The sequence below is a fragment of the Flavobacterium sp. genome (genome assembly GCF_003525665.1).
GTDB lineage: Bacteria > Bacteroidota > Bacteroidia > Flavobacteriales > Flavobacteriaceae > Flavobacterium.
Window position 1 is genome coordinate 508 of sequence record NZ_DQDX01000093.1, and the last position, 9,971, is coordinate 10,478.

Annotated in this window: 10 protein-coding genes; 2 read left to right on the forward strand and 8 right to left on the reverse strand. The window is 32.0% G+C overall.

Translation table 11 applies throughout. The features are described from left to right. Positions 1–106 precede the first annotated feature (106 nt). The gene (gene rsfS / locus DIU01_RS06865) at positions 107–478 is read right to left on the reverse strand and encodes a ribosome silencing factor (RefSeq protein ID WP_035126988.1); all 372 of its coding nucleotides are present in this window, start codon (positions 476–478) and stop codon (positions 107–109) included. A 95-nt stretch (positions 479–573) separates the two neighbouring features. On the opposite strand from rsfS, the gene DIU01_RS06870 reads away from it, so the two are divergent. Next, positions 574–1,305, forward strand: a complete 732-nt coding sequence (locus tag DIU01_RS06870) for a biotin--[acetyl-CoA-carboxylase] ligase (protein ID WP_290832827.1) — start codon at positions 574–576, stop codon at positions 1,303–1,305. A 36-nt stretch (positions 1,306–1,341) separates the two neighbouring features. Here DIU01_RS06870 and DIU01_RS06875 read toward each other — a convergent pair whose 3' ends face one another. The 4 genes from DIU01_RS06875 to DIU01_RS06890 all read right to left on the reverse strand — a co-directional run bounded on the left by DIU01_RS06875 (position 1,342) and on the right by DIU01_RS06890 (position 7,042). Beyond that, complete coding sequence (locus DIU01_RS06875; protein ID WP_290832829.1) at positions 1,342–2,475, reverse strand: endonuclease; 1,134 nt, start codon at positions 2,473–2,475, stop codon at positions 1,342–1,344. Between the two features lie 5 nt (positions 2,476–2,480). Further along, entirely contained in the window at positions 2,481–3,695 is a 1,215-nt protein-coding gene (locus tag DIU01_RS06880; RefSeq protein ID WP_290832831.1) for a methyltransferase domain-containing protein, read from the reverse strand. A 110-nt stretch (positions 3,696–3,805) separates the two neighbouring features. Beyond that, positions 3,806–5,779 carry a KUP/HAK/KT family potassium transporter gene (locus DIU01_RS06885; RefSeq protein ID WP_290832833.1) on the reverse strand — a complete coding sequence of 658 codons (1,974 nt, stop codon included), beginning with the start codon at positions 5,777–5,779 and terminating at the stop codon, positions 3,806–3,808. Between the two features lie 99 nt (positions 5,780–5,878). Further along, entirely contained in the window at positions 5,879–7,042 is a 1,164-nt protein-coding gene (locus DIU01_RS06890; protein ID WP_290832835.1) for a hypothetical protein, read from the reverse strand. 126 nt (positions 7,043–7,168) lie between these two features. Between DIU01_RS06890 and DIU01_RS06895 the strand changes: the two genes are divergently transcribed. Beyond that, positions 7,169–8,218 (forward strand): oxidoreductase, encoded by a 1,050-nt coding sequence (locus DIU01_RS06895; protein WP_290832837.1) that lies wholly within the window; start codon positions 7,169–7,171, stop codon positions 8,216–8,218. A 204-nt stretch (positions 8,219–8,422) separates the two neighbouring features. On the opposite strand, the gene DIU01_RS06900 is transcribed toward DIU01_RS06895, so the two are convergent. Genes DIU01_RS06900 through DIU01_RS06910 form a run of 3 tightly spaced genes read right to left on the reverse strand, consistent with a single transcriptional unit; the run spans position 8,423 to position 9,882 of the window. After that, positions 8,423–8,875, reverse strand: coding sequence for a sensor of ECF-type sigma factor (locus DIU01_RS06900; protein ID WP_290832839.1), 453 nt, complete (start codon positions 8,873–8,875; stop codon positions 8,423–8,425). Positions 8,876–8,886: 11 nt separating this feature from the next. Continuing rightward, positions 8,887–9,309 (reverse strand): hypothetical protein, encoded by a 423-nt coding sequence (locus DIU01_RS06905; protein WP_290832841.1) that lies wholly within the window; start codon positions 9,307–9,309, stop codon positions 8,887–8,889. A gap of 30 nt (positions 9,310–9,339) precedes the next feature. After that, positions 9,340–9,882, reverse strand: coding sequence for a sigma-70 family RNA polymerase sigma factor (locus tag DIU01_RS06910; RefSeq protein WP_290832843.1), 543 nt, complete (start codon positions 9,880–9,882; stop codon positions 9,340–9,342). Positions 9,883–9,971 lie beyond the last annotated feature (89 nt).

Consider the following 9,971-nt stretch of genomic DNA (forward strand, 5'->3'; position numbering starts at 1 on the left):
TCATGTTTAAAACAATAAACATTAGAATAATTCCTCCAGTAATCCACCATGGGCTAAATTTGAAACCGATTGGTTTTTTGTTTTCTGACATTATTTTATAGTGCTTTTAGTATTTGTTTTCTAAAGTTGTAATTTTTGCATCACCCCAAAGTCCTTCAATGTTGTAATAATCACGAATTTCTTTTTGAAAAACGTGAACCACGATGCTTACATAATCCATTAACACCCATTCGGCGTTGTCTGTACCTTCAACGTGCCATGGTTTGTCTTTAAGTTCTTTGGAAACTAATTTTTGAACCGAGTTAACGATTGCATTTACTTGTGTATTTGATGTTCCGTTGCAGATTACAAAATAATCACAAACGGCTGTATCTATTGCTCTTAAGTCTAAGATGTCAATGTCATTTCCTTTTACTTCTTCTATTCCTTTAATGATGTTTGTTAACAAAACATCAGTACTAACTGTATTTTTCGCCATTTAAATTTTTATATAATTTGCAAAGGTATCAATTTTTGTCATTATTTTTGATGCTTAACATAAGTTTAAATAGTGTTTTATCAAAAATAAGTACAATGAAGTTAATCAAACTCAATGCCATAGATTCTACCAATGACTTTTTGAAAGATATGTCACGCAATGAGGTTGTAGAAAACTTTACAACTGTTGTTGCAGAAAGCCAAACAAAAGGTAAAGGCCAAATGGGTTCTACTTGGAATTCTGAGCAAGGTAAGAATATAATAATGAGTACTTTGGTTAAAGATGTGCTGCAAGATGCAAGTGATATTTTTCACCTGAATGTTGCTGTTTCTTTGGCTGTAATCGAGGTTTTAGAGGCTTTAAATATTCCGAAATTAAGTATAAAATGGCCGAACGACATTATGTCAGATACTAAAAAATTGGCTGGAATTTTAATAGAAAACAGCTTTAAATCTGACAACAGAATTGAATCGATTGTTGGAATTGGTTTAAATGTAAATCAGATGGACTTTATTCTCTTACCAAAAGCAACATCATTAGCAATCGTGATGAATAAAGAATATGATTTGGAAGATTTATTAAACAAAATAGTTTTTCAAATTCGAAAAAAATGCGCTTTAATAGTTTCGAATCAATCGGAAATTTTATGGAAAGAGTACCATCAAAAATTGTTTAAAATTGGAATTCCTGTTGCATTTGAAGATGTAAATCACAATCAATTTATGGGAATAATTCAGAAAGTTACAGACGAAGGAAAGCTTCAAATTATTGTTGAAGATGATTCTGTTAAAACGTTCGGAATTAAAGAAATAGCAATGTTATATTAAAAAAAAAGCTCTGTGGAAACAGAGCTTTTTAATGTATTAGTTTATGATAACTTTTTTAGTTGTCGATTGATTCTCCGACGATAATCGTAAGAAATAAAATCCTTTAGGTAAATTATCTAAAGTGTAGAAATTGTCATTAAATTCTGGATTTTTCACTTCTTTGATTAGTTGTCCGTTAATTGAAAATAATTGAATATCTTTTATTTCAACCGAACTTTGAATATTAATTTTATTCTCGTTTGATGGATTTGGATAAACAGATACGTTGTCTAAGGAAGCAAATGATTCGTTAGATAACGCATTAACGGTAGCACATTGAGCTGCCCAAATTTGACAAACATAGTTTGGATTGTCAATAAAAGGATTTCTATTTCCTTGATACAAGTAGATTGCATTGTTTTGAGCAATTTCTTTGGGAGAAACTGGATCTTCATTATGCCATTTGATTAGTAATAAGATAAAATTATCACTAAAAACTTGAGTAGTGGTTCCGTTAAACATATTTTTTGCTTGACAAGTAGCGCCATTTGCTGCAGAGTAGAAGTCATCCATAGAATCTTCATATCGAGTTGCAAAATAGAAAAAAGCTCTTGCGATGTCACCTTTGAACGCATTAATTGGTTCAAATACGGTTCCTGAATAGGATGAATAAGCGTTTACAGTATTTGGACCTCTTTTTGATCCATTAGTAGATTCGTACGTAAAAGCTGAAACTACACCAAAAGGCAAATTACCTCTATCTCCATTAACTTTCCCATCAGATGGTACAACATGAAATGGATCATTTTTCATAGGGTTCACTTGAAAATTATCAAAATAAGATTGAGGAACCAAGTGTTCTCTATTGTAACAATCGCCTTCTCCGCTGTAGCTTCCGCATTGGCTGTTTGTTGTAGTATATTCGTAAGCATCATTTCCGGTAGGATTTTCAGAATACATGTCTAATAAAGATCCGTTATTTTCATAATAATTATCTCTAAAAGCGGTTTGTGTGTACAAATTCCACAGTTCAGCATATCCTTGGTCATTATGACCTGTTGTGATTCTTGTTTTTAATTGTGTTTTTAAAGCATAACCTGATCCTGTTGCAGAGTTGTAATAACCAGCCGGAATTTGACCGAAACAAATCGTAACAATAAAAAGAGCTAAAAGAGTAGTAATTTTTTTCATATTCATTATATTTTTCTTTCTAATAAAGCCATGTAAAATCCATCGTAACCCGATTCGGATGCAAGTACTTTAGTATCTTTGACAAAGGTAAAACTTTTTCCTATCTCTGTTGTTAAGAAACGCTTAATTTGTTCCTGATTTTCAGAGGGTAAGACAGAGCATGTTGCATAAACCAATTTCCCTCCTGGTTTAACAATTTTAGAGTAATTTTCTAAAACTTCGGCTTGTACTTTTTTGATGTTATCGATAAATTCTGGTTGCAATTTCCATTTTGCATCTGGGTTTCTTTTTAAAACTCCCAATCCGCTACAAGGTGCGTCAATTAGAACTCTATCAGCTTTTTCGTGTAATTTTTTAATCACTTTTGTAGTGTCAATTATACGGTATTCGATGTTGAAAGCGCCATTACGTTTTGCTCTAAGCTTTAATTGCTTTAATTTACTTTCATATAAATCCATTGCAATCAATTGACCTTTGTTCTCCATTATAGAAGCCATGTGAAGTGTTTTTCCACCTGCGCCAGCACAAGTATCAACAACTCTCATGCCAGGTTGAACATCTAGAAAACGAGCTACTAATTGTGATGAAGCATCTTGAACTTCAAAAAAACCTTGTTTGAATGCATCTGTTAAAAAGACATTTGCTCTTTCTGTTAATACCAACGCGTCGTTATTATCTTTGATGTATTCAGTTTCAATATTTAAATCCATTAGCAAAGCGCGTAACTTTTCTTTGGTAGTTTTTAAAGTATTTACCCTTAAAATTACTTTTGCTTGTTGGTTTTGAGCTGCAATTTCTTTGGTCCAAAGTGCTTCTCCAAGTTCTTTTACGCCAAGTTCATCCATCCAATCTGGAATAGATTCACGCATTTTTCTAACTTTGGATAATTCGTCAAATCGACCTTTTATTTTGCGTTCTGGAGTTCCCTCAAGTTGTCTCCAATCTGGAATTGGATAACCGCGAAGTACAGCCCAAACAGCAAACATTCTCCATAAATCTTCACGATTGTAAGGTTCTTTTACTTCGGCAATTTCAGAGTATAGTCGTTTCCAACGAACTACCTCATAGATGGTTTCGGCAACAAATTTTCTGTCGGAACTTCCCCAACGCTTATCTTTTTTTAGAGCTCTTGCTACAACTTTATCGGCATATTCACCTTCGTTAAAAATTGCATTCAAAGAATCTATTGTAGTGTAAACTAAATTTCTATGTAATCTCATTGTTTTTTAATCAGCGTGCAAAGGTATTGCTTTTTAATAGAAAGAAAAAAGTATTCTTTAAAACCTTGTGATTTTAAAGAATACTTTTATGAATTTTCTGTAACTAATTACTATCCTCTACATTCAATTCGTTTCATTTCAATTTTTTCTGGCGCATGAAGCACTAATGGGAATTGTTCTACTTTAACCGAACTACTATCAAGTCCGAATCCTTTTTCTTCTGATAAACTGAATTTTTTCAAGAAGAAGTAAGCATTCATAACTGTGTTTTCGAAGAAAGTTAAATCGCTATCATTGGATAGGAATTTTTCTGAAAGAACAAATTTGAAGTCACCAATTATATTGTTTTTATTCAATGATTCGTAACGACTAGTTATATCAACTTCTCCTCGTTGTACCATATCTTTAATTACTTGTTTGAACATCAAATTGATTTTAGTTGGTTCTCTAAATCCTAGATAAAAATCAATTCTGTAGATATCATCTTTTACAAGTTCGGTAACTTTGTATTCTTTTTTGTAAGGTTCGCTCAAAATATTTACGTGAACAAACCAATAAATGTCAGCTCTTTTTGGTCTTTTTTGCAAAATTGAATACATTACTTTTTCTTCAATTTCGTCGCTTCGCATGGAGTTGGTCATATAAACTAAGTGCGTTGCATATTTTGGAATTGATAAATCAACACTTAATTCGGCAAGAACCTTTTTATAAGAGTCAATTTTTACAATTTTAGTATACGTTTTACTAATTTGCTTAGCTAAATACCAAGTTGACATTATTGATATTAAGACAATTGCAATGATTAATGTTACAAAACCACCATGTAGAAATTTGGTAACATTGGCATAAAGAAAACAAAATTCAATTACTAAATATAAGGTTATCAACGGAATGATATAGTACATTTTTACTCTTTTCATAATTAAATAAAAGTTAAGTAAAATCGTTGTCATAATCATTGTTAGAACAATTGCCAATCCATAGGCATGTTCCATATTGCTAGATTCTTTGAAGTATAAAACAATACCAATACAACCTACCAAAAGCAACCAGTTTATTGAAGGAATGTAAAGTTGACCTTTTTCTTCTGTTGGGTATTTAATTCGTGCTTTTGGCCAAAAGTTTAATCGAATAGCTTCATTTATTAAGGTAAACGAACCGCTAATTAAAGCTTGAGATGCAATTACTGCTGCTAAAGTTGCGATTACTACACCAATTGGTTGAAACCACGTTTCCATAATTAAATAGAAAGGATTTCCGTTTTTTCCGCCAAGTTCTGTTAGGGTTTGTCCTTCGTGTGAAATTAAATAGGCACCTTGTCCGAAGTAATTAAGAAGTAACATTATTTTCACAAAAATCCAACTTACTCTAATGTTTTTTCGACCACAATGTCCCATATCAGAATACAAAGCTTCTGCTCCGGTTGTACATAAAAATACAGCACCAAGTACGAAGAAACCTTCTGGATGAGCTGATAATAAATGATAAGCGTAATACGGATTTAATGCTTTGAAAACTGCAAAATTTTGAACTACTTGAATACTCCCAAGAATTCCTAACATGGAAAACCAAACTAACATCATTGGAGCAAAAAACTTTCCAACAAGCTTGGTTCCGTATTGTTGGATGATAAATAGAATTATCAAAATAACAATAACGATGGGAATTGTGTTTAATTCTGGTTTGAATATTTTTAACCCTTCAACTGCCGAAGAAACCGAAATTGGAGGTGTAATAATTCCATCGGCTAAGAGGGTACTTCCACCAATAATGGCAGGAACAATGAGCCATTTTATTTTAGTTTTTTTAACCAAAGCAAATAAGGCAAAAATTCCGCCTTCGCCATGATTATCTGCACTTAACGTGATTATTACGTACTTTAATGTAGTTTGTAAAGTTAGTGTCCAAAAAATACAAGAGATTCCTCCTAAAACAATATCAGATGTAATTGCATACTGACCTAAAATTGCTTTCATTACGTATAATGGTGAAGTACCAATATCTCCAAAAATGATTCCTAATGTAACTAATAAACCTGCAGTAGATAATTTGCTGTGAATGTTTTGATGGCTGTGTGAGCTCATAATTATTTGTTAAAGAATGCAAAGTTATTCATTTTAAGTATTTGAAATAAAAAAAGCACCGAATATTTTCGATGCTTTCCTATTTATTATAATTATGAATTATCTTCTTGAAGAATTATCACCTCTATTTCCAGAATTTCCACCTCTGTTTTCTGATGAATTTCCGCCTCTTGGAGCGCTACTTTCATTTCTACTTGGTGAACGTTGTGCTATATTTCCAGAATTTCTTGATGGATTATTTTGTCTTGGTGCAACATCATTATTTCTAGGCGACGAAGTTCTTGGTGTTACTTCATTATTTCTAGGTGATGAAGTTCTTGGTGTTACTTCAGTATTTCTAGGAGATGAAGTTCTTGGTGTAACTTCAGTATTTCGTGGCGAATTTGTATTTCTTGGAGTCACACCATTATTTCTTGGAGTTGATGTGCTTCTTGGATTTACATTGTTGCTTCTTGGATTTCCGTTAGTAGTTCTTGGAGTTACATTTGCAACATCATTTCTAGTGGAACCGACAGTTCTAATATTTCTAGTTCTGTCTAACTCATATCGGTTGGTATAACCAGAATTTCTTCTTTCAAATGAACGATTTGGATGTTGTCTTTCATAATAATTTCCTCTACGACTGTAATAATTATTGTAGGCAACTTGACATCTTCTGTAATTTACATAGTTATAATGATGATTGAAGTTGATGAAAATTCCGATGTTGTTTCTGTATCTAAAAACCGGAAACGGATTCCAAGCATAATAGTAACTTGGATAATAACCCCAATACCATGATGAATAATAAGGTCTGTATGCTGGAGTCCAGAAGTAATCGTAAATAATTGGTGTACTTACATAAACTGGCTCATAAATATAATTTTGACCATACATATAAACATCTCCTACAACTTGAACTTGAACTCTGTTGTTACTGTCTTTTTCTACTTCTACAGTAGCAACGTCTTGAAAAGTATCACGACCTAAAACTGATTGTAACACAATTAAGTGCGTTCTTCCTTCTACGGTTTCAATAACTCTTAAATAATCAACTTCATTATCTCCGTTTAAATCTAAATTAGAAATTTGATTTTTAGGATCATTTAGTCGTTTTTCAAAATCTTCTAAATCTCTAGAATCTCCAAAGATAGAAGCTACAGCGCGCAAATCAAGGTTATCACTAATTTCAGAACTTGAAGCATTTACCGTAGTTCTGTCTTGTGCAAATGAGTTCAAAAATAGAAAACTCATCAGGGTCGAAAGTAATATTTTAGTTTTCATAATGTAAATATATTTTAGTTTATAATAGCATTTGATAATCTAAAACCAATATCTGTGCCAAGAATAAACATTTACAAATCATTAACAATTAGTATTCGTATCTTAGCATCAAATAATAAATATTTTATGAAAAATTTTCTATTAATTCTTACAGCTTCATTGCTAATCATTTCATGTAAATCGAGTAAAGTTGATAGTGGTACATTCTTTACTTCTGCAAAAATTGATACTATTCTTACTGATAAAATTAGTATTCGAGCTATCACTGTTTCTAATGATAAAGTTTGGTATGCAGCCGATAAAAGTAGAGTAGGATATGTAAGTTTAATTGATGCTAATAAAACTCAAAAGGAAATTTCTAAAGGAGATTTGAAAGTTGAATATCGAAGTATTGCGCAAACAAAGAATTCGATTTTTGTTTTAAATGTAGCCAATCCTGCGTTGTTGTTTAAATTACCTAAAGACTTAGCAAAGAGTAAATTAGTCTTTGAAGAAAAGCACGAAAGAGTGTTTTATGATAGTATGCAGTTTTGGAATGATAAAGAAGGAATTGCTGTTGGCGATCCAATAAGTGGTTGTTTTTGTGTTCTAATTACAAGAAATGGAGGCGAAACTTGGAATAAAATTCCGTGTGATAAATTGCCGTCTATTGAGGAAGGCGAAGCTTTTTTTGCGGCAAGCAATACCAATATTATTATAAAAGGAAATAATACATGGTTGGTTTCTGGAGGAAAAAAATCTAGAGTTTTCTTTTCGTCAGATAAAGGAAAATCGTGGACTGTTTATGAAACTCCAATTGTTCAAGGACAAGAAATGACCGGAATTTTCACAGCCGATTTCTATGATGCCAAAATAGGATTTATCGCAGGCGGAAATTACGAAAAACTAAATCAGAATTTTCAAAATAAAGCCATTACTAAAGATGGTGGAAAAACTTGGAATTTGGTAGGCGAGAAGCAAGGTTTTGGTTATGCATCGTGCATTCAATTTGTACCTAAAAGTAAAGGAAAAGAGTTAGTTTGCGTTGGTGCCAACGGATTATATTATTCTAAAGATAGCGGAAACTCTTGGAAACAATTCTCAAAAGACACCACGTTTTTCACCATAAGATTTGTTGATGAAAATACAGCCATCGCTGCAGGAAAAGATAAGATTGTGAGGATAGAATTCAGATAGCAGATAGCAGGTTTCAGGTAGGAGGTTTCAGATAGCAGGTTTCAGATTTCAGATTGCAGATTGCAGATTTTACGATTGTTATCTATAAAAAAAAGCGATTTTCATATGAAAATCGCTTTTTTACCTTTTATGCGTAAGCTAAATTTAAGTTCAAGAAAGTAACCCGAAACCCGAAACTCGTAACCCGAAACTCGTAACCCGAAACTATCTCCTAATCTTCTTATCTCTATATTGTTGCAATAATTTTTTACTAAATTCACCTTCGGCTTTTTTCAATTTTAGAATTTTAACTGATGGCAAAATATTTTTCAAGTTGGCGATGAATTTTTTTCTCAGTTGATGCAACTCGTCGTCGGCACTTTCCATTTGATTTAATAATGTTGTTGCTTCTTTTTCTGATAATTTTTCATTGCTTTCAAATCGATCGATATAACTTTTCATACGATCTCTTTTTAACTCCATTTGCTTGTCTTCATAATCATTGTAAATGGGCCAAAATTTTGCCGATTCATCTGGTGTTAATTGCAATTCGCTTGTAATAAATGCCACTTTTAATGATCGTACTTGGTCTCTTTTTTCTTTAAATTTTCCCGGTTGGGCAAATGTTGCCACCGAAATGAAGAATAAAAGAAATGATAGTAATTTATAATTTTTCATAATCTGTAATTTTAATTTGTAATGTAATATTCGGTATTTGAATCTTCATTTAATGCTTGTTTTAATGCCTCTTCATCCAATGAATTAGTAACTTCAATTTCAGCAATATCTTCTTTGTCGAGCAATTTTATAATTTCTTCATCTGATAATGATGCATGATAAGCCAAATAATTTTCAATTTCATTGCTTTCTGTTGTTGCAACTTCCGTTGATGCTGATTGAAATTGATTGGCCAATGGAATCGTTAGCGAAAGCACTAAAATGGCAGCAGCAGAGTAAATCCAACGCTTATTTCTATCCCAAAGCGAAACTACTTTTGGCTCTTCTTTAGGTAATTGATTCATTACTTTTTCTGAAAGAGTATCAAAATAATTTTCCGGAATTTGAAATCCCGATTTTATTTTTGGTTCGTTATCTAATTTAAAATCATTCATGTCTATAAGACTTTATTTATTCTTAAAGGTTTAATTCGTGTTCATATATACTTCAATTTTTTTCACAGCGTGATGGTACGATGCTTTCAATCCACCAACAGATGTTCCTAAAATTTCTGATATTTCTTCGTATTTTAATTCTTCAAAATATTTCATCTTGAAGACTAATTGTTGTTTTTCGGGAAGCAAAGCAATTGATTTTTGCAATTTTATTTGAATTTCATTTCCGTCAAAATACTCATCGGCTTTTAGATTTTCTACAATTTTAGTTTGCATGGCTTCACTTGTAGTTCCGTTTCGCTTGGCTTTGTTGTTGATAAAAGTTATTGCTTCGTTTGTTGCAATGCGATACATCCAAGAAAATAATTTACTGTCGCCTTTAAATCCGTTTAAATATTGAAAAACTTTGATGAAAGTGTTTTGCAAAACGTCATCGGTATCATCATGATTCAAAACAATATTTCGAATATGATTGTATAACGGACGTTGGTATTCGCGCATAAGTTTTTGAAACGCAACATTTTGCGTCTTCGGATTTAATAACTCTTCAATAAAATCCTTTTCTTCTTGCAAAGTGAAAATTTATAAGTAAGAATAAAGATAATCGAAAAGGTTTAATCAAAGATAAAAAATTTATGGAGTAACGGTTTCTTCTACAGGAG

Excerpts from the sequence above, each read along its gene's own strand:
- DIU01_RS06870 (WP_290832827.1), top strand. The coding sequence starts at position 574 with ATGAAGTTAATCAAACTCAATGCCATAGATTCTACCAATGACTTTTTG.
- DIU01_RS06890 (WP_290832835.1), bottom strand. The coding sequence starts at position 7,042 with ATGAAAACTAAAATATTACTTTCGACCCTGATGAGTTTTCTATTTTTG.
- DIU01_RS06900 (WP_290832839.1), bottom strand. The coding sequence starts at position 8,875 with ATGAAAAATTATAAATTACTATCATTTCTTTTATTCTTCATTTCGGTG.
- DIU01_RS06875 (WP_290832829.1), bottom strand. The coding sequence starts at position 2,475 with ATGAAAAAAATTACTACTCTTTTAGCTCTTTTTATTGTTACGATTTGT.
- DIU01_RS06885 (WP_290832833.1), bottom strand. The coding sequence starts at position 5,779 with ATGAGCTCACACAGCCATCAAAACATTCACAGCAAATTATCTACTGCA.
- DIU01_RS06880 (WP_290832831.1), bottom strand. The coding sequence starts at position 3,695 with ATGAGATTACATAGAAATTTAGTTTACACTACAATAGATTCTTTGAAT.
- DIU01_RS06895 (WP_290832837.1), top strand. The coding sequence starts at position 7,169 with ATGAAAAATTTTCTATTAATTCTTACAGCTTCATTGCTAATCATTTCA.
- rsfS (WP_035126988.1), bottom strand. The coding sequence starts at position 478 with ATGGCGAAAAATACAGTTAGTACTGATGTTTTGTTAACAAACATCATT.
- DIU01_RS06905 (WP_290832841.1), bottom strand. The coding sequence starts at position 9,309 with ATGAATGATTTTAAATTAGATAACGAACCAAAAATAAAATCGGGATTT.